At 68.2% G+C, this 22,860-nt stretch carries 32 protein-coding genes; all 32 read left to right on the forward strand.

What is annotated here, in order from left to right; translation table 11 throughout:
- The first annotated feature begins 63 nt into the window (after window positions 1–63).
- The 32 genes from Q9R08_RS05075 (at window position 64) to Q9R08_RS05230 (ending at window position 22,858) form a co-directional block, all read left to right on the forward strand.
- On the forward strand, window positions 64–615 hold the full coding sequence (locus Q9R08_RS05075) for an ASCH domain-containing protein (protein ID WP_308866779.1): 552 nt from the start codon (window positions 64–66) through the stop codon (window positions 613–615).
- Window positions 612–1,004, forward strand: a complete 393-nt coding sequence (locus tag Q9R08_RS05080; RefSeq protein WP_308866780.1) for a hypothetical protein — start codon at window positions 612–614, stop codon at window positions 1,002–1,004. The genes Q9R08_RS05075 and Q9R08_RS05080 overlap by 4 nt, the downstream gene beginning before the upstream one ends.
- Window positions 1,001–2,344: a replicative DNA helicase gene (locus Q9R08_RS05085; protein ID WP_308866781.1), complete on the forward strand. Its 1,344-nt coding sequence runs from the start codon at window positions 1,001–1,003 to the stop codon at window positions 2,342–2,344. The genes Q9R08_RS05080 and Q9R08_RS05085 overlap by 4 nt, the downstream gene beginning before the upstream one ends.
- Window positions 2,344–2,739, forward strand: coding sequence for a single-stranded DNA-binding protein (locus tag Q9R08_RS05090; RefSeq protein WP_308866783.1), 396 nt, complete (start codon window positions 2,344–2,346; stop codon window positions 2,737–2,739). Before Q9R08_RS05085 ends, Q9R08_RS05090 begins: the two co-directional genes overlap by 1 nt.
- Window positions 2,739–3,530 carry a hypothetical protein gene (locus tag Q9R08_RS05095; RefSeq protein ID WP_308866784.1) on the forward strand — a complete coding sequence of 264 codons (792 nt, stop codon included), beginning with the start codon at window positions 2,739–2,741 and terminating at the stop codon, window positions 3,528–3,530. The genes Q9R08_RS05090 and Q9R08_RS05095 overlap by 1 nt, the downstream gene beginning before the upstream one ends.
- Window positions 3,527–3,736 (forward strand): hypothetical protein, encoded by a 210-nt coding sequence (locus tag Q9R08_RS05100; protein WP_308866786.1) that lies wholly within the window; start codon window positions 3,527–3,529, stop codon window positions 3,734–3,736. The genes Q9R08_RS05095 and Q9R08_RS05100 overlap by 4 nt, the downstream gene beginning before the upstream one ends.
- Window positions 3,733–4,011: a hypothetical protein gene (locus Q9R08_RS05105; protein ID WP_308866787.1), complete on the forward strand. Its 279-nt coding sequence runs from the start codon at window positions 3,733–3,735 to the stop codon at window positions 4,009–4,011. The genes Q9R08_RS05100 and Q9R08_RS05105 overlap by 4 nt, the downstream gene beginning before the upstream one ends.
- A 20-nt stretch (window positions 4,012–4,031) precedes the next feature.
- On the forward strand, window positions 4,032–4,418 hold the full coding sequence (locus Q9R08_RS05110) for a DUF4326 domain-containing protein (RefSeq protein ID WP_308866788.1): 387 nt from the start codon (window positions 4,032–4,034) through the stop codon (window positions 4,416–4,418).
- Window positions 4,418–4,606, forward strand: a complete 189-nt coding sequence (locus tag Q9R08_RS05115; RefSeq protein WP_308866789.1) for a hypothetical protein — start codon at window positions 4,418–4,420, stop codon at window positions 4,604–4,606. The genes Q9R08_RS05110 and Q9R08_RS05115 overlap by 1 nt, the downstream gene beginning before the upstream one ends.
- A 603-nt stretch (window positions 4,607–5,209) precedes the next feature.
- Complete coding sequence (locus Q9R08_RS05120) at window positions 5,210–5,353, forward strand: hypothetical protein (protein ID WP_308866790.1); 144 nt, start codon at window positions 5,210–5,212, stop codon at window positions 5,351–5,353.
- 1 nt (window position 5,354) lies between these two features.
- Window positions 5,355–5,489, forward strand: coding sequence for a hypothetical protein (locus tag Q9R08_RS05125; protein ID WP_308866791.1), 135 nt, complete (start codon window positions 5,355–5,357; stop codon window positions 5,487–5,489).
- A 463-nt stretch (window positions 5,490–5,952) separates the two neighbouring features.
- Window positions 5,953–6,207 carry a hypothetical protein gene (locus Q9R08_RS05130; RefSeq protein ID WP_308866792.1) on the forward strand — a complete coding sequence of 85 codons (255 nt, stop codon included), beginning with the start codon at window positions 5,953–5,955 and terminating at the stop codon, window positions 6,205–6,207.
- 387 nt (window positions 6,208–6,594) lie between these two features.
- The gene (locus Q9R08_RS05135; protein WP_308866793.1) at window positions 6,595–6,927 is read left to right on the forward strand and encodes a hypothetical protein; all 333 of its coding nucleotides are present in this window, start codon (window positions 6,595–6,597) and stop codon (window positions 6,925–6,927) included.
- Window positions 6,928–7,078: 151 nt separating this feature from the next.
- Entirely contained in the window at window positions 7,079–7,408 is a 330-nt protein-coding gene (locus Q9R08_RS05140; protein WP_308866794.1) for a hypothetical protein, read from the forward strand.
- Window positions 7,386–8,450, forward strand: a complete 1,065-nt coding sequence (locus tag Q9R08_RS05145) for a terminase (protein ID WP_308866795.1) — start codon at window positions 7,386–7,388, stop codon at window positions 8,448–8,450. Before Q9R08_RS05140 ends, Q9R08_RS05145 begins: the two co-directional genes overlap by 23 nt.
- Window positions 8,443–9,051, forward strand: coding sequence for a terminase (locus tag Q9R08_RS05150; RefSeq protein ID WP_308866797.1), 609 nt, complete (start codon window positions 8,443–8,445; stop codon window positions 9,049–9,051). The genes Q9R08_RS05145 and Q9R08_RS05150 overlap by 8 nt, the downstream gene beginning before the upstream one ends.
- 10 nt (window positions 9,052–9,061) lie before the next feature.
- Window positions 9,062–10,447 (forward strand): phage portal protein, encoded by a 1,386-nt coding sequence (locus Q9R08_RS05155; RefSeq protein ID WP_308866798.1) that lies wholly within the window; start codon window positions 9,062–9,064, stop codon window positions 10,445–10,447.
- Window positions 10,422–11,693 (forward strand): hypothetical protein, encoded by a 1,272-nt coding sequence (locus tag Q9R08_RS05160; RefSeq protein WP_308866799.1) that lies wholly within the window; start codon window positions 10,422–10,424, stop codon window positions 11,691–11,693. Before Q9R08_RS05155 ends, Q9R08_RS05160 begins: the two co-directional genes overlap by 26 nt.
- Before the next feature lie 160 nt (window positions 11,694–11,853).
- Window positions 11,854–12,525 carry a hypothetical protein gene (locus Q9R08_RS05165; protein WP_308866800.1) on the forward strand — a complete coding sequence of 224 codons (672 nt, stop codon included), beginning with the start codon at window positions 11,854–11,856 and terminating at the stop codon, window positions 12,523–12,525.
- Between the two features lie 2 nt (window positions 12,526–12,527).
- Window positions 12,528–12,920 (forward strand): head decoration protein, encoded by a 393-nt coding sequence (locus Q9R08_RS05170; RefSeq protein ID WP_308866801.1) that lies wholly within the window; start codon window positions 12,528–12,530, stop codon window positions 12,918–12,920.
- Window positions 12,921–12,938: 18 nt separating this feature from the next.
- Window positions 12,939–13,955 (forward strand): major capsid protein, encoded by a 1,017-nt coding sequence (locus tag Q9R08_RS05175; RefSeq protein WP_308866802.1) that lies wholly within the window; start codon window positions 12,939–12,941, stop codon window positions 13,953–13,955.
- 73 nt (window positions 13,956–14,028) lie between these two features.
- The gene (locus Q9R08_RS05180) at window positions 14,029–14,448 is read left to right on the forward strand and encodes a hypothetical protein (protein WP_308866804.1); all 420 of its coding nucleotides are present in this window, start codon (window positions 14,029–14,031) and stop codon (window positions 14,446–14,448) included.
- A 2-nt stretch (window positions 14,449–14,450) separates the two neighbouring features.
- Window positions 14,451–14,894, forward strand: a complete 444-nt coding sequence (locus Q9R08_RS05185) for a hypothetical protein (RefSeq protein WP_308866805.1) — start codon at window positions 14,451–14,453, stop codon at window positions 14,892–14,894.
- 5 nt (window positions 14,895–14,899) lie between these two features.
- On the forward strand, window positions 14,900–15,322 hold the full coding sequence (locus tag Q9R08_RS05190) for a DUF6093 family protein (protein WP_308866806.1): 423 nt from the start codon (window positions 14,900–14,902) through the stop codon (window positions 15,320–15,322).
- On the forward strand, window positions 15,315–15,752 hold the full coding sequence (locus Q9R08_RS05195) for a hypothetical protein (protein WP_308866807.1): 438 nt from the start codon (window positions 15,315–15,317) through the stop codon (window positions 15,750–15,752). Before Q9R08_RS05190 ends, Q9R08_RS05195 begins: the two co-directional genes overlap by 8 nt.
- A complete protein-coding gene (locus Q9R08_RS05200) occupies window positions 15,749–16,177 on the forward strand; it encodes a hypothetical protein (protein WP_308866808.1) in 429 nt (142 codons plus the stop codon). Before Q9R08_RS05195 ends, Q9R08_RS05200 begins: the two co-directional genes overlap by 4 nt.
- 10 nt (window positions 16,178–16,187) lie before the next feature.
- Window positions 16,188–16,415: a hypothetical protein gene (locus Q9R08_RS05205; protein ID WP_308866809.1), complete on the forward strand. Its 228-nt coding sequence runs from the start codon at window positions 16,188–16,190 to the stop codon at window positions 16,413–16,415.
- Between the two features lie 42 nt (window positions 16,416–16,457).
- On the forward strand, window positions 16,458–16,967 hold the full coding sequence (locus tag Q9R08_RS05210) for a phage tail tube protein (RefSeq protein ID WP_308866810.1): 510 nt from the start codon (window positions 16,458–16,460) through the stop codon (window positions 16,965–16,967).
- A gap of 97 nt (window positions 16,968–17,064) precedes the next feature.
- Window positions 17,065–17,712 carry a hypothetical protein gene (locus tag Q9R08_RS05215; RefSeq protein ID WP_308866811.1) on the forward strand — a complete coding sequence of 216 codons (648 nt, stop codon included), beginning with the start codon at window positions 17,065–17,067 and terminating at the stop codon, window positions 17,710–17,712.
- A 357-nt stretch (window positions 17,713–18,069) separates the two neighbouring features.
- A complete protein-coding gene (locus Q9R08_RS05220) occupies window positions 18,070–20,808 on the forward strand; it encodes a phage tail tape measure protein (RefSeq protein ID WP_308866812.1) in 2,739 nt (912 codons plus the stop codon).
- 11 nt (window positions 20,809–20,819) lie between these two features.
- A complete protein-coding gene (locus Q9R08_RS05225) occupies window positions 20,820–21,725 on the forward strand; it encodes a phage tail family protein (RefSeq protein WP_308866813.1) in 906 nt (301 codons plus the stop codon).
- Entirely contained in the window at window positions 21,725–22,858 is a 1,134-nt protein-coding gene (locus tag Q9R08_RS05230) for a Gp37-like protein (protein ID WP_308866814.1), read from the forward strand. Before Q9R08_RS05225 ends, Q9R08_RS05230 begins: the two co-directional genes overlap by 1 nt.
- Window positions 22,859–22,860 lie beyond the last annotated feature (2 nt).

Here is a 22,860-nt window from a genome sequence, read left to right on the forward strand (position 1 = left end):
CGCTGCACACAACGTCGATCGCCACGGTGGCGCTGCGCGGATGGGAGCGGAGCAATGAGGATTATGACCGTTCGACAGCCCTGGGCGTGGGCGATCATCCACGCCGGGAAGAACGTCGAGAACCGCGTCCGGAACATCGCGGGGGACTACCGCGGCCCGGTGCTGATCCACGCGGGTATCGCGTACGACACGGCGTGGTCCTCACCCGCCCTGTATGACGCGATGCACGCGACCGGAGTGCACCGCCGTCGGGGCGAGTACCCGTGGCATCTGAACCACGGCGCGATCATCGGCGTAGTCGACCTCGTGGACTCTCACCCGGTCGAGTCCTGCATCGAACAACAGCAGGACGGCGACTGGCTCGTCTGCTCCGCCTGGGCGGAACGAGCAGGGCATCACCTGGTGCTCACGAACCCGCGGGCGCTCGATGAGCTGATCCCGTACACGGGGGCGCTCGGCCTCCGGAAGGCACCGTTCGAGGTCGTCGGCGACTGGCTCGCTGAGTACTACCCCGACCGCTGCACGTGCGGGCAGTCCGGGATTGCCGGTCCTCACGAGCCGGGCTGCGGGCTCGAGCCGGTCGCTCAACTCCTGAATCCGGGGGTGACGCTGTGAACGCGCGGGAGGTGAACGTGCTCCTCACGAAGGCGGCGCTCCTCGACCCGCGCATGAAGCGGGTCGACCCGACCGAGCAGGCCGACATGGCGATCGAGTGGGCGTTCGTGCTCGACGACGTCGCTCTCGGTGCCGGGCTGTGGTCGATCCGCCAGCACTACCGGACCGAGTCCCGGTCGATCACCCCGGCCGACGTCGTGCGTCTCGCTGGGGAGTACGACGACGACACGGCGAACACGACCGCGCAGCGCGAGCGGGCACAGCGCGACGAGTGGCTCCGCGCGAACGGCTTCGAGCCTTCCGAGTGGGACCGCCTCATCGGCGCCGGACACACGGCCCGCGAACTGCTCGCACGCAAGGGCATCGACCCGAAGGAGATCGACGCATGACCGAGGTACTCGTGCCCTACGACCTCGACGCGGAGCGGTCCGTGCTCGGTGCGATCATGCTGTCCGGCGACGTCCTCGACGAGGTCCTCGTAATCGTGCAGCCCGGCGACTTCTACGACACGAAGCACGAGACGATCTACGCCGCGGTCCGGCACCTCGTGGAGCAGGCTGCGCCGACCGACGTCGTCGCCGTCGGTGACGAGCTCGCACGACGGGGCGAGTTCCGCGGTGCGCTGGACGCCAGCTACCTACACGACCTCACGGGCGCGGTTCCTACGGCCGCGAACGGCGGCTACTACGGGACGATCGTGCACGACCACGCGATGCGTCGGCGCCTGCTCGAAGCCGCCTCGTCGATCGCGGAGATCGCATCATCGGGCGGGAACGATGCAGCGGACGCGGTCGAGATCGCCCGGGAGCGAATCGACGCAGTCAGCACGACGTCGCGGCCGACGATCAGACCGTTCGGCGAGCACTTCGACTACTTCGTCGAAGCGTTGGAGCACAAGCCCCGACACGTTCCGACGCCCTGGCACGACATCAACACACACCTCGGCGGGCTCCGCGCCGGCGGGCTGTACGTCGTCGGTGCGCGGCCGGCGCAGGGCAAGTCGATCATCGGCCTTCAGATGGCGCTGCGGCTCGCTCTCGAAGGACCTGTCGCGTACTGCTCGCTCGAGATGTCCCGTGACGACCTCATGGCCCGTCAGATCGCGCAACTCGCTCAGGTGCCCCTGCAGTCGCTCGTGAACCACGACGTCTCGAAGACCGACTGGCAACGGATCGCGATGGTCCGGCGCGGCATCCAAGACACGCCGCTGCACGTGTCCACATCCGATGAAGTGTCGACGATCACGCAGGTGCGCGCGTTCGCCCGATCGGTGGCGCGCCGGGCGCCGAAGGGTCAGCGCCTCGCCGGGGTAGTCGTCGACTACCTGCAGCTCATGACCTCGGGGGAGCGGGTCGAGTCCCGTCAGGTCGAGGTCGCCGGGTTCTCACGGTCGCTGAAGCTGCTCGCTCAGTCACTCGGCGTCCCGGTCATTGCGCTGTCCCAGCTGAACCGAGGAGCGACGGCGCGCCGCTCACCTCGACCGACGCTCGCCGACCTGCGCGAGTCCGGAGCAATCGAGCAAGACGCCGACGCGGTGCTCCTGCTGCACCGGGACGAGAAGAACGCACCGAACCGGCTGGAGATCGACATCGCGAAGAACCGGCAGGGGACGAACGGTCGAATCACGCTCACGTGGGAGGGGACGTTCGCGCGCGTGATTCAGCGGGCGTGGACGCCGACGAGCCTGCTCGACGGAGACAGCACGACCAACAACGGAGGGATGAACTGATGGCAGTCAAGACGGTAGTGGGGCGGCTCGGAGCGGTTCCGGAGCTGCAGGCGGCGGGGCAGAAGCACGTCGCAAAGTTCTCGGTCGCGGAGACGAAGCGGAAGTTCGACCGGGATCGGAACGAGTGGGTCGACGAGTTCACGATCTGGCACGACGTCGAGGCGTGGACGGCGCCGGAGCAGATCGCGCAACTCGCGAAGGGCACGTGGGTGATCGTCGAGGGCGAGGAGCGGGACGCGTCGTACCAGTCCCGCGACACCGGGCAGACGGTGCGTCGCATGGTGATCCGGGCTCGCACGGTCGGCACGGTGATCCGCGACGCCCCGCAGCAGCGGCAACAGCCCGGCGCAGGCTGGGCATCGGCCTCGACGCAGGGCACGGATGAGGTGTTCTGATGGCCAGGTCTGAGTCAGCAGAGGAACGCCTCCTGCGAGCGATCTTCGGCGAACGTACCCGCGACCTCACCCCGTGCGTGCGCGGGTGCACGCGGCCCGTCGACGGTGAGGAGCAGCCCCGGCCGGCTCGATACGGGATGCTCTGCGGCTCCTGCTACTGGCGCATTCTGTACCGACTTGCCGAGGCACCGAAGATCCTCGTCGCGCTGCGGTCGGCAATGATCCCGCTCGGAGCCGGTGCGCTCGAGGGGCGCGTCGACGGGACGAAGGAACCGCCGCTCCCGTTCCGGGACGACGCGATGGACACCGCCGACGAGTTCTGGAACGCGATCATCCGGTGGGCGGCTGAGCAGGCCGCAGCGCTCACGATCGCGGGGTACACGCTCCTCGACATTCCGGTGCCGGTATCGCGTCTCGCGGGGAAGTGGTGGGAGACGGGCGAGGAGGGTGAGCCCGTGCGGATGACTCCGCCGCGCTCGCTCGACGCCGCGGCCGCGCAGATCGCTGAGGTGTGCCTGTGGTTGCGGACGCATGGCGAGGAGGTCGCGCACCTCGACACGGTCGCCGACTACCACGACAGTATCGTCCGGACGATCGGGCGATACCGGTCCCGCGCGGGGCTCGTGCCGCCCCGTGGGCGCGCGAAGTCGCACCCGTGCCCGGTGTGCGGCGCAACGTCGGTCGACGTCTCCTCGCCTGACGTCGGCCCGCTCGTCGTGCGATGCAGGAAGTGTCACCAGGTGTTCCCGGATGCGTCCGGAGTGCTCATCGAAATGGAGGTAGCAGCATGACGTTCCTGGCGAAGTACTCCGGCGTCTGTCCGGGCGCTGGGTGTGACGAACCGATAGACATCGGTGACATCGTCGAGTGGATCGAGGGGCAGGTGGTGCACGAGGGATGCCTGCCTCCGGCGGGGGTGAAGCCGCGCCCGGTGTGCGGGGAGTGCTTCATGGAGATCGCGCTGAACGGCGCGTGCGGGTGCGGGGTGCTGACATGATCCGCCGCCGGCCCTCGCTGAAGTGGGCGATCGCCTGGATGCTGTGGCTTGCGGCGTTCTTCGCGATCGAGATCCCGGGCCTTCGTACCGAGGGCGCGCACGGAACGCTCTCCTACCAGATCGCGGCGCTCTACCAGACGCGGACTCGGCGTGGGAAGTTCGTGTTCGCGACAACGGCCGCAGCCGGGTTCGGTGCGCTGATCGCGCACATCCTCACCGACATGAGCGTGGTCGCAGCGGCCGCGACAGACGACGCGACGGGAGACACGAAATGAGCGAGCCGAAGCGTATCCAGATGAGCCGTCAGCGTCCTTGGCGGGCGGAGAATCCGGACGCGGTGATCGTGTCGCGGCCGTCGAGGTACGGCAACCCGTTCAGTCTCACAGCCGAGGAGTGCGAAGAGGGCGAGAACGGAAACTGCTACGTGGTCCGGCGCGAAGGTCGCCGGGTATCGGTCGGTCACCTTGCCACCGTGGAGGAAGCGCGAGCTGCGGCCGCGCGCGAGTACCGCGAGCACCTGACATCGGTCGGTGATCTCGGGTACACGGTCGACGATGTGCGCCGGGAACTCGGTGGCCGTGACCTGGCCTGCTGGTGCCCGCTCGATCAGCCATGCCACGCCGATGTGCTGCTCGAGCTCGCGAACGCGGCCGGACAGCAGGCGAAGAAGGGACAGGAGTGATGGCCGAGGACGGAACCCGCCCGGCTGACGACGATCCGACGGTGCAGGTCGATCACGACGCGCTGCTCCTGTCGGCCGTGAGTCGAGAGCACGTCTGGACACCGACCGGCGCCTGCTACTACTGCGGCGGGTTCCGTACCGCGGTGAAGTCGAAGTACTGCGCCGACGTCGAAGGGGGCGATGGATGAGACCTGGTACACGTTGAGGCAAGCCGCCCGGCGGGTGGAGCGATCACATCGCACCATCCAGAAGTGGGTGGCTAACGGGATGCCCACCCGCCTCCGAGATGGGCCCTATGGCCGGTACCACGAGGTTCGCGAAGACGTGCTGTACGCGTGGATGCGGGAACGCCTCATGGCCTGGCCGACACAGCGATACCGAGTGCGGAAAGCACGGCGCGAACTCGGTCTAGACGAAGGCCCGCGCGACACGCTGACACCTAGTGATAGCTGCTAAGTGGCAAAGCAGTACGTTCGTACCCCAATATCTAGATTACGGACTTCTGTCCACGAGGCCCCGCCCCGGTCACTGATCGGGAGACGGGGCCTCAGGCATGTTCGAGCCCCCTTGTGCCGGGGGTTCGCGTGCTCATCGGCCTAGAAGCGGCCGATTACGGGCCGGGTGCGCTGAGGATCGCACCCGGCCCGCCTTCATGCTCCCGGCGCAGCGGCTACGTGTCGCACGGTCGGTCGAGGAAAGACCGCGACACCGGCAGTCGCGGTGACCGGAGGGGCGGCGCTCTCCTGGACGACCTCGCCGCCCCTCCGGTCGTCCCCGTCGGAAGGGTGGCCGTGAAGATCCGCATCGCCCTCACGCTCACCTTCGAGCGCACGAAGCCCGACACCCCCGAAGCGCCCGTCGTGATCGAGTCACAGGGCTCGCTCATCGAAACCGCACCCCAGCCGAGATACATCGGCTTCACTCCCGAGGAGTGACATGGACATCGAGCACCTCGTCGCCTTCCAGGCAGACCCGAAGCCGTTCGAGTGCCTGCGCTGTGGACGCGACCACACGACCTTGCTCGACGCCGAGCTCTGCTGTCACCCGAGCGTGCAACCCGGGATTGATTGACGTGAAGGTGTGCGCCGAACCCGGATGCCCGACTCTCGTCCGCGCCGGCCGATGCACCGTGCACGCTCGAGCGGTCGAGCAGCGCCGAGGATCACGGCAGGCCCGAGGGTACGACGCCGACCACGACCGGCGCCGAGCCGAGTGGGCACCACGCGTCGCGACCGGCACGGTGAAGTGCTGGCGCTGCGGACGCCTGATCCCCGCAGGAAGCCCCTGGGACCTCGGACACGACGACAAGGACCGTCGACGCTACCGAGGCCCTGAGCACGTCACGTGCAACCGCTCAGCAGGCGGTAAGGCCGCGCACACGTAAGCACATTGCGACGGCGAGCCCCTGTCGGCTGGGCATCAGTGAGTCATCCCCACGGGCGGGAATCAGGGCCGCTGAGCAATGTGCGCAGAATCACCCGAAACCCCGGGCCCAACCGCGTCCGGGAAAGAACCAGAGAAGGGCCACATCCTCATGGCACGCATCCAGGTCGTTCCTCTCCCGACACAGCGCATCGGCGATGTCGAGGAGACCCCGTTCATCCTGATCCTCGACCAGGTCGACGCCCTGATGTCGTTCACTGCCGAGGAGTGCGTGCAGATCGAGCAGACCACGGGCGCACGCGCAGTGTGGTGCACGACCTCAGTCCTCGACGCAGCGCAGGCCGTGACCCTCACCGATGAGCAGCGTGAGCAACTCCTCGCACGAGTCACCCCCGCTGACGCCTGACCGCGTCCGGGAGAACAAGAAGGGATCACCCCCTCATGCAACTCGACGCACAGTCCCACGCTCTCGCACTCACCACCCTGCACACAGCAGGCATCGAAGGCAGTGACGCAGACACCACACTCCACACGCTGTGTGCGCTCGCCACAGAGGACAGCCTGCACGCCTGGTACACACGACACCACGACGACACCGCAACCGCCCTGTTCGACGCGTACGGTCACGACGCAGGGCGCGCAGCAGTGACTCTCGCACGGCACCTCCCGAACCCAGGTGTCAGTGTCCCCGACCCCCGGGGGGATACCCCCTAAGCCCCCAACCCCTCCGTACCGCCGGGGAGGTGGCTGACCAACTTTCCGGAATCAAAGAGTTGCCCTGAGGGGGTGTGCGATGCGTGCTCAGCGGACGTTCCTGCCGGGGCTCGCGGCGGATGCTGTGCGAGTCGGGGATCGCGTCGCGTATTCGTTCGGGCGCTGTGACTTCGAGGTCGGCGACCCGTATCACGTGCATCGGATCGAGTGCCTGTTCGTGTGGCACGACTGCGATGAGGTGCTCGGTGAGGGGACGGTCGCGCCGGGTTGCCGGTGGGGCTGGCGTCCGACCGGTGTCGGTGCGCACACGCTCGTGAGCCTCCTGCCGCTGACGTTGACGGCGTCGCTGTTCTGGCCGGACTGCTGTGGCCTGCACGGCTTCATCACGAACGGGGTGTGGACGGATGCCTAGGGGTGGTGCTCGCACGGGGGCCGGCCGTCCGCCGGACCCGACGTCGCTCGCGGAGGCGTTGCGGATCGAGTCCGGCGCGATCCGGACTCTGCCGAAGTCTCGGACCGGGGCCGCTCCGGCCTGGCCGCTGTCTAAGGCGACGGCGCGCGAGATGGTCGTCTGGCGGCAGATGTGGAAGCGCCCGCAGGCGATCGTCTGGGAGGAGCAGATGTCGCACCGGCAGGTCGCGATGCATGTGCGCACGTCTGTCGAGGCAGAGGAGCACGGCGCGACGGCCGCGATTCGAGGGCTCCTGCTACGGCAGGAGAACGACCTGCTGCTCACGCACGCCTCGCTGCTGAAGGCGGGCTACCGGATCTCGGTGAACCCGACGCCGCAGCCGACGGTCGCGGCATCTACGCCGGCGGCGGCGAAGCGGAATGTGCCGTCGGCTCGAGGAAGGCTGAGGGCGTTGCCGAATGTCGGAGCAGACACTCCCTGAGTTTGATATCGCCTGGCCGACGCTCGGCTACCTGCAAGCGGACTGGATGGCGTGGCATCTGCCGATCCCGGACGGCTTCCGGAAGGGGCAGCCGTTCGTGCTGTCCGATTGGCAACTGTGGTGCACGGCGAATCACGGGCGGGTGCGGCCGAATACGCCGTGGCGCCCTGAGGACCCGATCAAGAATCAGGCGTTCGAGTACCGGCGCTCGCTAGTCGTCGGCCCGCAGAAGTACGGCAAGTCGCCGTGGGGTGCCGGGATGACGTCGCTCATGGCGCTCGGCCCGGACTTGTTCGCAGGGTGGGCGGAGGAGCCCGGCGAGGTGTACGACTGCGCCCGGTACGGGTGCTCGTGCGGGTTCGTCTACGAGTACGAGGTCGGCGAGCCAATGGGCATGCCGTGGCCCACGCCGCTGATCCAGCTGATGGCGACTTCCGAGGATCAGGTGAACAACACCTGGCGACCGCTTCAGCGGATGATCCTCCGGGGTCCGCTGTCGGAGCGGGTGCGGGTTGGTGAGAAGTTCATGCGCATCGGCGACGAGGGCGTGATCGAAAAGGTCACGTCGGCCGAGTCGTCGCGACTCGGTAACCCGACCACCGGCTTCCTGCAGGACGAGACCGGCGTCTACACGAAGACGAACGGCCTGATCGCCACAGCGCAGACGATGCGTCGAGGCACCTCGGGCATGGGTGGCCGCGGGGTCGAGCTCACGAACACGTGGGACCCGGCCGAGGAGTCGACGGCCCGCGCGACGTACGAGTCACGCGCGAAGGACATCTTCCGGTTCTACCGCGAGCCGCCGAAGAACCTGTCGTACCGGAACAAGCGCGACCGCCGGAAGATCCACGCGTACGTGTACTTCGGTGCCGCGCACGTCGACCTCGACTCGATCGAGGCTGAGGCTTTCGAGTTGCTCGAGCAGGACCCGGCGCAGGCCGAGCGGTTCTACGGGAACAAGCTGGTGCGCGGCATGGGCACCTGGCTCCCGGACGGGCTGTGGGAGGGCGCGTATGCAAAGCCTGCGGCCCTGGTTGCCTAACCCTCCGGACGGCACCGCGATCTGCCTCGGCTTCGACGGCTCAGTGAACAACGACTGGACCGCGATCCGTGCGCAGACGATGACGGGGTTCTCGTTCACGCCCCGGTGGGGTCCTGACCGTGAGACGCCGACGTTCTGGAACCCGCGTGAGCACGAGCCCGCGCGCATCCCTCACAGCGAGGTCGATGCGGCGGTCGACGAGTTGTTCGACCGGTTCCTCGTCGTCCGCATGTACGCCGACCCGGAGGACTGGGGCACGGACCTCGACAACTGGGCGCTCCGGCACGGCGAGGAGCACGTGATCGAGTGGCCGACGAACTCGGTGTCTCGGATGTACGAGGAGATTCGCCGGTTCGAGGCTGACCTCCGCGAGGGCCGGATCACGCACGACGGGTGCCCGTACACCGAGGCGCACATGGGCAACGCGAAGAAGGTCGCGAAGCCCGGTCAGAAGTACATCCTCGGCAAGCCGAACGAGACCCAGAAGATCGACCTCTCGATGTGCTCGATCCTCGCGAACGCTGCGGTGCGCGACGCTCTCGCCGCCGGGTGGTCACCCCCGAAACCGCGAACGAAGGTGCGCGTATGGCGCAACAGTTAGGAGGCCGGCCGTGACCGAACTCGACGAGGCGCTCCGGCTGTCGCGGGCGATCGCCCGACAGAAGCGTCAGCTGGAGAAGAACGACGCCTACTTCGAGGGCGAGCAGCCGCTGAAGTTCGTCGCCCCCATCCTCGAGCAGGAGATGGGCTACCGGGTGTCGCCGGTCGTGCTGAACCTGTGCCTGTTCGCAGTCGACGTGTATGAGCACCGGCTCGACGTCGAGGGCTTCCGGCTCGGGCGCGGCGCCGAGGCCGATGACGACCTCTGGGACGTGTGGCAGGAGAACGAGGGGCCGTTCATCTCGCAGCAGTCGCACCGCGAGACGCTCGCCCTCGGTCGCACGTACGCGACGGTCGGTCCCGGCGAGGACGAGGGCGACGCGCCGGCGATCACGATCGAGTCGGCGTTCGACGCGATCCACGAGGACGACCCGCGCACGAAGCGGGTGCGTCACGGCGTCAAGAAGTGGACCGATCCCGACAAGACGAAGTGGATGACCTATCACCACCAGGACGGCTGGGTGACCTGGAGGTACGCCGAACGCGAGTGGGTCGAGGACGACCGCGACGATCACGACTTCAAGCTCTGCGCGATCGTGCCGCTCATGAACGACCCGCGGGTGCTCGGCCGCAACCGGCCCGGCAAGTTCGATCAGCGCCTCGGCCGCTCGGTGTTCCACTCGATCCTGTCGCCGCTCGACGCCCTCAACAAGATGGCCTCGGACATGATGGTGTCCGGCGAGTTCCATGCCCTCCCGCGCCGCTGGGCGACCGGCCTCAACGAGGACGACTTTGTCGACGAGGTTACGGGGAAGGCGCTGAACACCTTCTCGATGATCGCCGGCCGCATGTGGGGCACGGAGTCGGAGAAGGCGAAGTTCGGTCAGTTCTCGGAGGCCGACCTCGCGAACTTCCACAACACAATCAAGCTGCTCATGCAGATCGTCGCGATGGAACTCGGCCTCCCGTCGCACTACTTGCTGTTCCAGGGCGACAACCCGCCGTCAGCGGACGCGATCCGCTCGGCTGAGGCCCAGCTGGTGAAGCGCGCCGAGCGGAAGCAGCAGGTGCTCTCGACGCGGTGGGAGCAGGTGCAGCGGCTCGTGCTGCTGAACCTCGGCCGCGAGGAGGACGCCCGCCCGAAGATGATCGAGACCATCTGGCGCGACCCGTCGACCCCGACGATCGCGCAGAAGGCCGACGCGATCGTGAAGCTGGTGCAGGCGAAGGACTCGAGCGGACGTTCGGTCCTGCCCGTCGAGCAGGCACGTGCCGACCTCGGGTACACCACCATCGAGCAGGGCCGCATGCGCGACTGGGACGACGCCGCGCGCAGATCCCCGCAGCTCACGGACGCGATGAGGGCACTCGATGACGCTTCCGCTGTCGGCTCGTGAGCAGTACAGGCTTCAGCAGGGCATCTCGTCGACGACGACCGCAGCGGTCGCGCAGGCGTGGCGGGGGATGGGTGACGAGTTCGACGCCTCATGGGAGCGCGTCGGCCCGACGCTGGTCAACGTCGTCGAGCTCGGCCGGCGCGCGGCCGTCGCGAACGCCGTCGGCTACACGTCGAAGGTGCTCGCCGAGACGGGCCAGATCGACGACGCGGTCGGGGCGCTGAACCCGGCGGTGTTCCTGTCGACTGCTCCTGACGGTCGCCCGGTGGATACGCTCCTCGGCGAGGCCGTCGTCGGCGCGAAGGTGTCCGTGGGTCGCGGGCTGAGCGCAGAGGACGCTCTCGCGCAGTCGGGCCGCTGGCTGGAGATGACGACGCTCACTCTCCTCGCCGACACCCGGCGGGAGGTGTACGGCGCCGACATCATCCAGCGTCCCGCCCTCGCGGGCTACGCGCGGATGCTGAACCCGCCCTCGTGCAGCCGCTGCATTGTCCTCGCCGGTAAGTGGTTCCGGTGGAACGCGGGGTTCGAGCGACACCCGCGGTGCGACTGCCAGCACGTGCCGGCGTCGGAGGCGATCGCCGGGGACATGACGGTCGACCCGTACGCGATGTTCCGGTCGATGACACCCGAGGCGCAGGAGAAGGCATTCGGCCGCATCGAGGCTCGAGCGATCCGGGACGGCGCGGACATCTACCGCGTCGTGAACATCAATCAGCGCGGACTCGCGACCGCCCGGGGCGCGCGCCTCTACGGCACGCCGAGCCGCCTGACGGTCGATGACATCTACCGGCAGGCCGGGACCCGCACGAACGCGATCCGCATGATGCGTGAGAACGGGTACATCACGGGCGAGCAGGTCGCCGGCGGGAACATCCGCGGGAACGGACCTGCCGCAGCGGGCTTCGGTCAGTTGGGACGCGGCGGTACCCGCCGGGCGGCATCGAACGCTGTGCTCGACGCGGCCTCGACGGGCGAGCGGAACCCGCTCAACCGGTACACGATGACCGCGGCGGAGCGCCGCCTGTACGACGCGAACTACCGCCTGCAGTACGCGCGCCGCACCGGCCGCGTGCCGCGCTCGATCGGTGCGAGCAGCGCCGACACGAGCGCGAACCCGATCATCGCGACCCCGGCTCGCCTCGCCGAGCTCGAACGGGCCCTCGCGCGACAGATCGCGATCCTGAACCGGCCGGGCACCCCGGACTCGGTTCGGCGCGTTGCTCGCGCTCTCGGCCTCCTCTGATGGGCGGCGTCCGCCGGCATCTTTCCCCGGCCTACGGGCGCCGCCCCCTCACACTCCCCACCGATCCCGGTGGCAGCGCTACGCGAGCGACATCGCGGGATAGCCGACGGGCTGTAAACGGTCACGGCCGACGGGCCTAAAGCGGAAAGGAAACACACCGATGAAGCGCAACGCATTCGGGCAGCTCATCCCGACGAGCCCTTACCTCCGTTTCTTCGTCCCGCAGGACGATGCGAACGGCGGCGGTGGGTCCGGCGGTGGTGACGGCAAGGAGTTCAAGGCTCCGGCGTCGCAGGAGGAACTCGATCGCATCGTCACCGAGCGTGTCAGCCGTGCAGAGCGGAAGGCGCGCGAGGAGGAGCGGACGAAGTTCGCCGACTACGACTCGCTGAAGAGCGACGCGGAGAAGTTCCGCGCCGCCAACAGCGGGAAGCCGTCGGGCGATGGCGGGGACGACGGCAAGCGCTCGGGCGTGTCCGAGCAGGACGTCGACAAGCGGATCAACGATGCGCTGGCGGCGGAGCGACTCGAACTCGCACTCGAACGCGTGAACGACCGACTCGACAAGGCGCTCGAGGGCCGCACCTATGCGGCCTCGACGCTGTTCGCTCTCGACCGGAAGCAGTTCGTGAAGGACGACGGGAAGTCCGTCGACGCCGACGCGATCAAGACCTGGGTCGAGGCGAACTCGAAGGCGGTCGAGCAGGCCGACACGAAGCGGCGCCGCATCCCCGGGCAGGGGGACCGGGACGCGAACGCGACGGGCGGCAGCGTGCAGTCGGGGCGTGACCTCTACGACGAAACCCACAAGAAGAAGTCTGGAAAGGACTGATCATGCCCAAGCTCCGACAGGAGACTTTCGGCAGTGGCGACATGTCCTGGCTCGGATCGAGCCATGGCATCCGCAACGCGCGGACCGGGATCATCGACATCTCGGCGTTCACTGCCAACACGCACTACCCCGACGGGTACATCCCCTCGGGCACCCCGGTCGCCCTCGTCGGCGGACTCTACGTCCCCTACGACAAGACCGAGGGAACGACCACGAACGCCGGCGTCCTCGCCGGGTTCATCCTGACCGACCAGCCGGTCGTCGGCACGGCGGACTTCGGTGCGCCGATCCTCGACCACGGTCGCATCAACGTCGCGAAGGTGCCCTACTCGGGCGGTTTTGCGGCGCCCGTCGCAGCCGCCAAGCGCGCGAACATCACGTGCGTGTTCGTCTGAGAGGAGAGGTAACAGATCATGGCCCTTTGGACTGATGTGATCGACCCGGCAACACTGACCGGGTACGCACGAGCCTCCCTCGAGGAGTACGAGCAGCGCCGAGGCACCCTCGCGCGCTGGCTCCCGAACCGACAGGTCGCCGACATCGTCGTGCGATTCGTCGCCGGACAGGCCGGACTCGTCGACGAGGCGCGCTACCGCGCCTACGACGCCGAGATCGAGCTCGCGAAGGGTGAGCCCAAGAAGCGCACCGTTCTCGAACTCCCTCCGGTGGGTCAGGACATCCCCGTCACCGAGTACGAGCAGCTCCGAAACCGCAACGCGCCCGAGGACGCGGTCGAGAAGTCGATTCTCGCCACCACGCGCCGGGTCGTCGCGGCCGTCGCTGACCGTGTCGAGCGTCTGCGCGGCATCGTCATCGGCACGGGCGTAGCGACGATCCCGGAGATCGGCGCGGCTGACTCGTTCGGCCGCTCGGTGTCGCACGACGTCACGGCGGGCACGCTGTGGGCGGCGAGCAACGTCGACCGCCTGGCGTACCTGGAGACGCTGCGGCAGCAGTACATCACCACGAACGGCGAGGAGCCGGGCGTGATCCTGCTGTCCTCGAAGGTGTTCACGGCACTCGCCGCCGGCGACCAGTTCCGTACCCAGCTGGTCAACGGCGCTTCGCGTCCCGCGACCGAGGCGGACGTGCGGGGCATCGTCGAGGGCGCGGGCCTGCCGCCGATCGTGAAGTACGACCGCCGCACGAAGTCGGGCAAGGTGCTCGACGACACGAAGCTCTTCCTCCTTCCTGCGCCGGTCGAGACCGACGCGTGGGAGGACACGGAGCTCGGCGCGACGTTCTGGGGTCAGACCCTCACGTCGACCGACGAGCGGTACGACATCGAGGAGTCGGAGCAGCCCGGCATCGTCGCGGGCGTGTACCGCGGCGAGAAGCCTCCGCTTATCGCCGAGGTGATCGCCGACGCGATCGCGATGCCCGTCCTCGCCAACGCCGACCTGAGCCTCGCGGCGAAGGTCCTGGCTTGATCCATCGAGCACCGAGAGGGCTCAGCGGCTTAGTCGCTGGGCCCTCTCCTGCTCCCGTGAAACGGAGAACATCATGGCGAAGATCCGCAAGGACCTGTTCGGGTCCGTGCTCGTCGACAACCCCACGGGCGGCGACCCGCTGGTCCTGGTGGCCGGCGACGAGGTGCCCGAAGGTGTCGCGCTCGGCGACCACGTGCTCGCGAAGGAGAAGTCGGGCGACTCCGACGACGACTCCGGCAAGGCGGCGAAGGCTGCAGCCAAGGCCGAGAAGAAGGCCGCGAAGTCGGCGAGCCCCGCGGCACCGTCCACGGGCTCGGAGACCGGCGATGTGGTCGTGCCCCCGCAGACGGGCCGAGGCTCGGGCGACGCCGCGTGGCGTGACTACGCGAAGGCCGCAACCGCGAAGGCCGGCCTGAGCATCGAGCTCGCCGACGACGCGAAGAAGGCCGACATCATCGAGGCCCTGAAGGCCGCAGACATCCCGGTGGTGTGACGATGGCGTGGCCGACTGTTGTCCCGTCCGATGTCGCGAACCTCTGGCGTCCGCTGACGACGGCCGAGGTGACGGTCGCGACCGCGCGCATCGCTCTCGTAGAGGCGGAACTCCGATCCGAGCTCCGCCTCTACGGGATCACCGGCACCCTGCTCGCCTCCGACTTCGTCCGCCTCGGGTTCACGTCGGAGGAGGCCGAGGCGGCGGCAGCCGAGTGGCCGACCCTGTACAAGGGGATCGTCGCCGACGTCGTCCGGCAGTCGCTGATCAACCCGGAGGGGTGGCTCGAGGAGCGGGAGTCGATCGACGACTTCGAGCGCACTCGGCGCCGGGATCAGGCGACGTCGACGGGCCTCGCGTTCCTCGACGCGGATGATGTCGCGAAACTCATCCCGCGCCGCAGACGCAAGCGTGGGGCGTTCTCGATCCACCTGGGGCAGACATGACTGGGATGGCAGACGACGTGCTCAGCGCGGGCCGTGCACTCGCTCAGGCCCTCATGGAGGCGACTGTCCGCATCCGCCGGGTGACGGGCACGCAGCGCAACCAGGAGACGGGTCAGGTCGACGACGTCTGGACGACCGTGTACGAGGGGCCGGCGCGCGTCCGGTTCCCAGGGGGTCAGCCTCGCGACGTCGACGCCGGGGGACAGCGTTTTGCGGAGTCCTCGCCGACGGTGAGCCTGCCGGTCGACGCCGATGAGCGGATCACGGTCGGCTCGTCGGCGGATGTCAAGTTCGACGACGAGGGGGAAGTCCTCACGAACCCGCACGACCCGGCGCGGGTCGGCAACACGTTCCGCGTCGCGGGACCTCACGATCAGACGCACTCGACGGCGCGTCGACTTCCGGTGGAGGTGTTCACGCATGGCTGACGTCGATGCATCCGAGCTCAATCGCCTAGCCGCCGACATGCGGCAGGTGCCTCGCTCGTCGGCGCCGTACCTGCACGCCGCGGCTGAGACGACCGCGCGAGGTGTGCGCGACACGGCCCGGACGAACGCGATGGGAATGGCGCACGCGCCTGCGTTCCCGTTCTCGATTACGTACGACCAGGTCGGGAGCAACCACGGCGGCGGTGCGGTCGGCGCATTCGTCGGAGGGTCCGGCGAGTACGACATCGCGTTCGAGGTCGGTCCTGACAAGGATCGCCCGCAGGGTGCGCTCGGCAACCTGATCGAGTTCGGGTCGGTGAACAACCCGCCGCAGGGCATCATGCACGGTGCTCTGCAGGCGAACCAGGCCGACTTCGAGCGCGGCATCGACAAGGCCGTCGAGGACGGGCTGAGAGCGGCGGGGCTGTGAACGAGGCGGCGTACCGCGACCTCATCGAACGGCACGTCGAGGCGGTGCTCGCCCTGATCCGCGGAGACGCGCAGATTGCGAACGTCGTCTTCGAGGGCGACGTCACGGGCGACCCCGGGATGTACGTCAACGTCTGGCACGACACGGGCTTCTACAGCGCGCACGACGCCTCAGACACACCGGTGGACGTCGAGGTCACATTCACGGTCCACAGCGTCGGACGTGACCGCTGGCAGGCCGTCTGGGCCTCGGGCCGGGTGACCGCCCGGGTGCTCGGGGTCGTGCCTCAGATCGAGGGGCGTCGCTGCTGGCGTATCGCTCCCGCCGGCAGCGTCCCTGTCGCGAGGGACGACGATGCTTCCCCGCTGCGGTTCATCGCCCGCGATCGCTTCACTCTCCGTTCCACACCGAAACCCACCACATAAGGAGGCCGAGATGGCTCTGCGATACACGCGCGTGAAGGACAAGGCCACCGGCCACGAGTACGACGTCCTCGCGCACAAGTTCAACCCCGAGAAACACACCCGAGTCGACCGCAAGCACTACCCGGATGTGTCCCGCCCGCGACCGGCGAAGCCGAACGTCAAGGGCAAGCGCAGCGCGGCGGCGAATGCCGACGACACCGGCGGTGCATCCGCCTCAACCGGCGGCGACCCGTCGTAACCCATCCGTCCGCCCGTGTGACAAAGAACTAGGAGAACATCCATGCTCACCCTCCCCGCAGCCGTGCCCTCGATGGGCACCCGCCGCGTCGTGTTCCTCCCGACGGTCGCCAACATCGAGGCGATCACGCTCACGGAGATCACGGCCGGCGAGAACATCTCCTGCTATCTGACCCGTGCGGGCGGATGGCAGCCGACGAACGATCAGGCATCCGTGCAGGACGGCCGCTACTGCTCCGCGCAGGACTTCGAGCAGCCGGGCACCGAGTCGCGGTCGCTGACGATCCAGTACACGTTCAACCTCGGTACCCCGACGGCCGATGAGGCTCGCCTCGCGCTCGAGAAGGGCACGACGGGCATCCTCGTGCACTTCCTCCAGATCGATCAGGACGAGGACACGTTCGCGGTCGGCGACTGGTACGAGGCCGTCCCCGTGACGATGGGCATCCAGTCCGTCATGGGCGTCGAGGACAACGCGGTCGACCGCATCCAGCAGAAGGCGTTCGTGACCGGACCCTGGACCGAGTTCAAGCAGCTCGTCGCCGGCGGCTGATCGTCGTCATCAAACCCCTGGGGTGCCCCGATACACGGGCGGGGCACCCCAGGTTTTCCCGTGTAAATCCCCGTGTACCCGTGAAAGGACACCCGTGATGTCAAACCTCAGCAGCCGCCTTCAGCAGCGCAAGATGCCGACGAAGGATGTGCGGATCTGCCTCGACCTCGATCTGCTCGCGCAGCGCGACGAGGCGATGCGCGGCCTCGCCGCCGCGAAGAGCCGACAGAACGACGACGGCCGGATGGTCGGCTCACCGTCGGTGAACAACGCTCTCGCCCGTGTCACCGAGGTCGAGGACCGCATCCGCGATGCGTCGATCGTGATCCGGATCACCGGAGTCGACCGCACCAAGTACAACTCGTTCTTCCTCGCCTGCCCGCCCCGCAAGGCACGGCAGGAGGCGTTCGACACCTCGAAGTTCTACATGCATGTGGCTCGCGAGACGGGGAAGTACGTCGACGAGCACGGCGAAACGCACGACATCACGTCCGAGGAGTGGGCGGATATCGACAAGGTCATCACCGACGGCGAGCACGATCGGATCGCCGAGGCCGTGCTGTACGTGAACCGCGAGGTCGGCGGGCAGGGCATCGATTTTTTAGGCGACGCCTCCGAGACGACCCGCGACTCGTTCGGGATCTCCGCATCGCGCGGAAACTCGGCATCGCCCCGCGCCGGCTCTGGGGCTGGGAGCCGCAAGAAGTCCACACCGAGGACGTCGACGACGCCGGCCGGACAGTAGTCCGGGTCTCACGCGAATCAGAGTTCGACGAGGAGCAGTACGACCTGCTCGCCGCGCTCGAAGAGTACGAAGCCGGTCTGGGTCATCACGGCCTCCCGCTGGAGGAGACGACCTCACGCGACGCCGACCCCGACAACCCGGACGGGAAGTACTGGTACCGCACGCGAGTGCTGCGGGACTGGTACGACGACGCGATCGAGGCCGAGCAGAAGCGCCCTGAGTGGTCCGGTGAGAACCACTCGCGCGCGCGCATCTTCATCGCCGAGCGGGTCGAGCGGTGAACGTCACGGCCGGATGATCCCGGCCACACACCACGAATGCCTCTGCTGAACGCAGGGGCATTCGGCGTTCTAGGGGGTGAGGACAATCGCTGATCGCACCGTAAAGGTCAACCTCATCCTCGCGGCTCAGGGCTACATGTCCGGCATGGAGCAGGCTGCGCAGAAGACCGCGCAGACCGGCACCGAGCTCGAGAAGCTGAACCAGAAGCGGCAGGCGTTCACCCAGCTGGGTGCGTCAGCGGTGGGCTTCGGCGCCGCAGTCGCCCTCGGCGTCGGCATGGCCGTGTCGAAGTTCGCGGACTTCGACCAGCAGATGTCGTACGTGCAGGCCGCGACGCACGAGACCGCCGCGAACATGGGCCTCCTTCGGGAAGCCGCACTGGATGCCGGTGCTCGCACCGTGTACTCCGCGACGGAAGCGGCTGGTGCGATCGAGGAGCTCGCGCGCGCTGGCGTCAAGACGAAGGACATCCTCGCGGGTGGTCTCGACGCTGCGCTCGATCTCGCCGCCGCAGGTGGGCTCGAGGTTGCCGACGCGGCCGCGATTGCCGCGACGACGCTGAACCAGTTCCGGCTGAGGGGCGAGCAGGCGTCGCACGTCGCGGACCTGCTCGCCGCCGGAGCCGGTAAGGCGCAGGGCGATGTGAGCGACATGTCGGCCGCGCTCGCGCAGTCCGGCCTCGTCGCGAACCAGTTCAAGTTGTCCGTCGACGAAACGGTCGGCACGCTGTCGGCGTTCGCGTCGGCAGGCCTGCTCGGCTCCGACGCGGGTACCTCGTTCCGCACGATGCTCCTCCGGCTCGCGAACCCGACCGGAGAAGCGGCCGACAAGATGAAGGAACTCGGCATCAACGCGTACGACGCGCAGGGCCAGTTCATCGGCATGTCGGGCCTCGCGGGTCAGTTGCAGAAGGGCCTCCGAGGGCTCACGCAGGAACAGCAGAACGCCGCTCTCGCGATCATCTTCGGACAGGATGCGATCCGCGGCGCGAACGTGCTCCTCGAAGCCGGTGCCTCCGGCATCGACGAGTGGACCGACAAGGTCAACGACCAGGGTTACGCGGCCGAGACGGCCGCGATGCGGCTCGACAACTTGAAGGGCGACGTCGAGCAGCTCGGGGGAGCGTTCGACACCGCGCTCATCCAGTCCGGTGAGGGCGCGAACGACGCGCTGCGGGCCCTGGTGCAGACAGCCACGGGCGCAGTCGGCATGTTCGCCGACCTGCCTGCCCCGATCCAGGCGACCGCCCTGTACCTCGGTATGGCCGCAGCCGCAGTCGGTCTCGTCGGCGGGGCGGCGCTCATCGCGACCCCCCGCATTGCCGAATTCCGCGCGATCGTGTCGGCCGCGGGTCTCTCGATGAAGGGACTGAGTCTGCTCGCGGGCGGCGTGACGCTCGGGCTGACAGCGGTCATCGCGATCATCGCGGCCGTCGGCTCCGCGCAGGCTGAAGCGAGGGCGAAGGCCAAGGCCTACGCAGACACTCTCGAGGAGGGCACCCAGCGAATCACTGCCTCGACGCGCGACATGGCGAAGGAGGCCCTCGCGGCGAAGAACTCGTTCCTCTGGATCGAGCAGGACTCCGCGTACGATGCCGCGCGCAAGCTGGGCATCAGCCTCGATCTGGTAACGGATGCCGCGACTGGCAACGCCGCGGCGCTGGAGGAACTGCAGAAGCAGATCGACGCCGGCGCGGACGGCTCGCTCGCCTACGCGAACTCGGCGGTCGACATCGAGAACGCCGTGCGCGGCGAGGCCGCTTCCCTCGCGGAGGCCATCGAGATGGCCCGGCAGAAGGAGGAGGCGGACCGCGAGTCGGCCCGGTCTTCGCAGACGGCCGCGGACGCATACCTCGAGGCGGCGAGCGGCGCTGAGGAGCTGCAGACGACCCTCAGCGAACTGATCGCGACGATTAACGAGGCGAACGGCGTCGGGCAGGACGCGGTCACGACGAACGCGGCCTGGCAGGAGGCCCTCGCTGGGATCAGCGCGGAGGTGGAGGCGCAGAAGGCGGCGTACGAGTCGGCGAACGGCACCCTCGACGGGTTCGTGCTGTCGCTCGATCAGTCGACGGTGTCGGGCTCCGCGAACGCGGCGATGCTCGCCGACGTCGCCGGGCGGGCGCAGGCTGCGGCGGAATCGCAGTACGCGGTCGATCAGTCGACGATGTCAGCGAAGGACTCGGCCGAGAAGTACGCGGCGACCCTCGCTGCGCAGCGTGAGGCATTCGTGAATTCCGCGATCGCCGCAGGCTACAACGCCGACGAGGTGAACGCTCTCGCCGACGAGGTGTTCCGTCTGCCGAGCAAGAAGGAAGTCGAGGTTCTCGCGAACACCGCTCCGGCGCTCGCGACGATCCAGGACTTCAAGAACCGCTTCGGCGTGATCCAGGGCGTGATCAACTACCGAGCGGTCATCAGTGCCGAGACGGGTGTGGAACGACCCGGGCGTGCGTTCGGTGGTCCGATCTACGGCCCGGGAGGGCCGACCGATGACAAGGCGGGGCTGTATCGCCTGTCGAACGGTGAGCACGTCTGGACGGCGGCGGAGGTTGCGGGCGCGGGCGGTCACGGTGCTGTCGCGCAGATGCGCGCGGCGGCGAAGTCGGGATCGCGTACTCCGGACTTCTCCTACGGTCAGCCGGCCGCACGGTACGCGCCGTCACCGACCTACCTCGCGGTGGCCGGTGGGCGCCAGGGGTCGCAACTGACGGTCGATCAGCGCGGGGCGCAGTTCTTTGCGTACGACCCGCACGAGGTCGCTCGAGAGCAGCGCGAGCAGATGACTCGCCTTCTCGACGCGTCCGGAATCTAGGAGGAGGCCCGATGCCGATCGTCTTCGCTGCTCCGCTCACGGGTCCGGCAGGTGGCCTCGGTGCGAACCCCAGGTTCATGTCCTGGACGGGGTTCGACGGCACCGTGTGGCCCCTGTCGGACCCGATGGGGCGACCTGCGATGCAGCGCGGCGTGAAGGGCCTGCACATGCCGCGGTTCAACGTGTACGAGTCGTCGACGCCGCTTGTGCCGGGTGTCGAACTCACCGGGTACGACCTGCCTGCACGGACTGTGTACTGGCCGCTGATGTTCCAGGCGAACTCGATCACGCAGTGGGAGGCGCTGCACGCCGGGTTCTTCAACTCGATCCATCCGATCGATCCGGGCGTGTGGACCGTGGGGGAGGGGACCGCTCAGCGCACCCTTCCCCTCACGGGGGTGTTCGACGGCTCGTACTCGTTCGACACGGACCCGTTCATTCGCGGGCACGCGCTGATCGGTGTGGAGTTGCTCGCACCGCGGCCGCTGTGGCGCGGGCGTCCGATCACGAAGACGTTCAGGGCGCAGGAGGGTGTCCCGTTCATCCCGGTCGACCTCGCGCCGTCGTTCAATATCTCGCCGGCGGCGTCGTTCACCACGGCGAACATCTCGAACCCGGGCGATGAGCCGTCGTATCTGGTGTGGACGATCAACGGTCCGATGCCTGAGGTCGAGCTCGGCGTGTCCGGCGCGATCATCGAGGTTCCGTTCGCTCTCGACGAGGGCGACACGCTCGTTATCGACACCGACCCGGCTGGGCAGTACGCGACCCTCAACGGCGTCGACTGCACCCGCGAGCTCGGGTTCCAGGCGTTCGCTCCGGTGCCGCCGCGGGGGACGTCGCCTCTCGCGATCGCCGCTACGGGCGACGGCTCGGTGTCGGTGTCGCTGACGCCGCTGTACTGGAGGGCGTACTGATGCGCCGGGAGTACCTGCTCGCCGAGGTGATGGATGGGGATCGCGAGTTCGTGCGGCAGGTGAAGGCCGTCGAGTCGCGGGCTTCGCTCCGCTGGAACGCCGCCTCGACGGCGCATCTGACGGTGAAGGACATCGACCCGGTCATCCCCGATTTGCTCGCCGATGGGGCGCGTGCGGCCGTGTGGATGATCACCGAGGACGGCGGCAGCGTCTCTCAGGAGCGGCTCCTCGAGGGCGGCATCGGAGACGTGTCGGGTGAGGGCCCGAAGGGAACGGTGACGTTCCCGGTCGTCGATGACTTCGACATGCTGAACGAGATCCTCGGATGGCAGGCGCCGACCGCGCCGATCACGGGTCAGTCAGCGGCGGAGTACGCCCGCTATACCGGGTCGAGCGAGACGCGCGCGAAGGCCGCGATCCAGGCGAACGTGACGCGCCTCGGGCTTCCCTGGACCGTCGCGGCATCCCTCGATCGAGGGTCCGACGGCCGCACCGAGTTCCGCATGCACAAGCTGCTCGACCGCGTGATCGACCCGCTCATCGCGGACCGTCTCCAGTTGACGGTCGAGCGTGACGCGGACACCGATACGTGGCTGGTCGATGTCTCTGCGGGCGAGGTGTTCCCGCGTCCGCTGACCCCGCAGTCCGGTGTGCTCGGGAAGTGGAAGTGGGTTACCCGGCGCGAGACGGCGACACGCGTTGTCGTAGGCGGTGCCGGGCAGGCGGAGGCGCGCGAGTTCGCTCTCGTGATCGACGCGGCTCGGGAGGCGGCGACGAACCGCATCCGTGAGGTGTTCGTCGATGCCCGCATGGCCGAGGCGGGTGCGGATCTCACTCCGGACGGGTTGCAGGCGCTCGCGGAGGGTTCCGCGAAGGCGGGCATCACGGCCGACCTGCGGGAGACGTCCTGGTTCCGGTTCCCGTCGGCGTACCGGCTCGGCGACCGCGTCCTGATCAAGATCGGGTCGCTCGAGGTCGAGGACGTGATCACGCAGATCGACATCACTCACAACACCCGGGACGGGTTCCGCACCGTCCCGAAGGTGGGCATCGCGACCGCTGATCCGCAGGAGCGGCTCGTGCGATCGGTGCAATCGCTCGCGGCATCCGTCCGGAATCTGGAGAAGAGGTAACC

Origin of the sequence: Microbacterium psychrotolerans, assembly GCF_031085295.1 — a bacterium.
Taxonomy (GTDB): domain Bacteria; phylum Actinomycetota; class Actinomycetes; order Actinomycetales; family Microbacteriaceae; genus Microbacterium; species Microbacterium psychrotolerans.

Bases quoted from the DNA above. Each gene is read 5' to 3' on its own strand.
- Q9R08_RS05075 (WP_308866779.1), top strand. From the start codon at position 64: ATGACCGTTCGACAGCCCTGGGCGTGGGCGATCATCCACGCCGGGAAG.
- Q9R08_RS05085 (WP_308866781.1), top strand. From the start codon at position 1,001: ATGACCGAGGTACTCGTGCCCTACGACCTCGACGCGGAGCGGTCCGTG.
- Q9R08_RS05090 (WP_308866783.1), top strand. From the start codon at position 2,344: ATGGCAGTCAAGACGGTAGTGGGGCGGCTCGGAGCGGTTCCGGAGCTG.
- Q9R08_RS05095 (WP_308866784.1), top strand. From the start codon at position 2,739: ATGGCCAGGTCTGAGTCAGCAGAGGAACGCCTCCTGCGAGCGATCTTC.
- Q9R08_RS05100 (WP_308866786.1), top strand. From the start codon at position 3,527: ATGACGTTCCTGGCGAAGTACTCCGGCGTCTGTCCGGGCGCTGGGTGT.
- Q9R08_RS05105 (WP_308866787.1), top strand. From the start codon at position 3,733: ATGATCCGCCGCCGGCCCTCGCTGAAGTGGGCGATCGCCTGGATGCTG.
- Q9R08_RS05110 (WP_308866788.1), top strand. From the start codon at position 4,032: ATGAGCCGTCAGCGTCCTTGGCGGGCGGAGAATCCGGACGCGGTGATC.
- Q9R08_RS05115 (WP_308866789.1), top strand. From the start codon at position 4,418: ATGGCCGAGGACGGAACCCGCCCGGCTGACGACGATCCGACGGTGCAG.
- Q9R08_RS05125 (WP_308866791.1), top strand. From the start codon at position 5,355: ATGGACATCGAGCACCTCGTCGCCTTCCAGGCAGACCCGAAGCCGTTC.
- Q9R08_RS05130 (WP_308866792.1), top strand. From the start codon at position 5,953: ATGGCACGCATCCAGGTCGTTCCTCTCCCGACACAGCGCATCGGCGAT.
- Q9R08_RS05135 (WP_308866793.1), top strand. From the start codon at position 6,595: ATGCGTGCTCAGCGGACGTTCCTGCCGGGGCTCGCGGCGGATGCTGTG.
- Q9R08_RS05140 (WP_308866794.1), top strand. From the start codon at position 7,079: ATGGTCGTCTGGCGGCAGATGTGGAAGCGCCCGCAGGCGATCGTCTGG.
- Q9R08_RS05145 (WP_308866795.1), top strand. From the start codon at position 7,386: ATGTCGGAGCAGACACTCCCTGAGTTTGATATCGCCTGGCCGACGCTC.
- Q9R08_RS05160 (WP_308866799.1), top strand. From the start codon at position 10,422: ATGACGCTTCCGCTGTCGGCTCGTGAGCAGTACAGGCTTCAGCAGGGC.
- Q9R08_RS05165 (WP_308866800.1), top strand. From the start codon at position 11,854: ATGAAGCGCAACGCATTCGGGCAGCTCATCCCGACGAGCCCTTACCTC.
- Q9R08_RS05170 (WP_308866801.1), top strand. From the start codon at position 12,528: ATGCCCAAGCTCCGACAGGAGACTTTCGGCAGTGGCGACATGTCCTGG.
- Q9R08_RS05175 (WP_308866802.1), top strand. From the start codon at position 12,939: ATGGCCCTTTGGACTGATGTGATCGACCCGGCAACACTGACCGGGTAC.
- Q9R08_RS05180 (WP_308866804.1), top strand. From the start codon at position 14,029: ATGGCGAAGATCCGCAAGGACCTGTTCGGGTCCGTGCTCGTCGACAAC.
- Q9R08_RS05185 (WP_308866805.1), top strand. From the start codon at position 14,451: ATGGCGTGGCCGACTGTTGTCCCGTCCGATGTCGCGAACCTCTGGCGT.
- Q9R08_RS05190 (WP_308866806.1), top strand. From the start codon at position 14,900: ATGGCAGACGACGTGCTCAGCGCGGGCCGTGCACTCGCTCAGGCCCTC.
- Q9R08_RS05195 (WP_308866807.1), top strand. From the start codon at position 15,315: ATGGCTGACGTCGATGCATCCGAGCTCAATCGCCTAGCCGCCGACATG.
- Q9R08_RS05205 (WP_308866809.1), top strand. From the start codon at position 16,188: ATGGCTCTGCGATACACGCGCGTGAAGGACAAGGCCACCGGCCACGAG.
- Q9R08_RS05210 (WP_308866810.1), top strand. From the start codon at position 16,458: ATGCTCACCCTCCCCGCAGCCGTGCCCTCGATGGGCACCCGCCGCGTC.
- Q9R08_RS05215 (WP_308866811.1), top strand. From the start codon at position 17,065: ATGTCAAACCTCAGCAGCCGCCTTCAGCAGCGCAAGATGCCGACGAAG.
- Q9R08_RS05225 (WP_308866813.1), top strand. From the start codon at position 20,820: ATGCCGATCGTCTTCGCTGCTCCGCTCACGGGTCCGGCAGGTGGCCTC.
- Q9R08_RS05230 (WP_308866814.1), top strand. From the start codon at position 21,725: ATGCGCCGGGAGTACCTGCTCGCCGAGGTGATGGATGGGGATCGCGAG.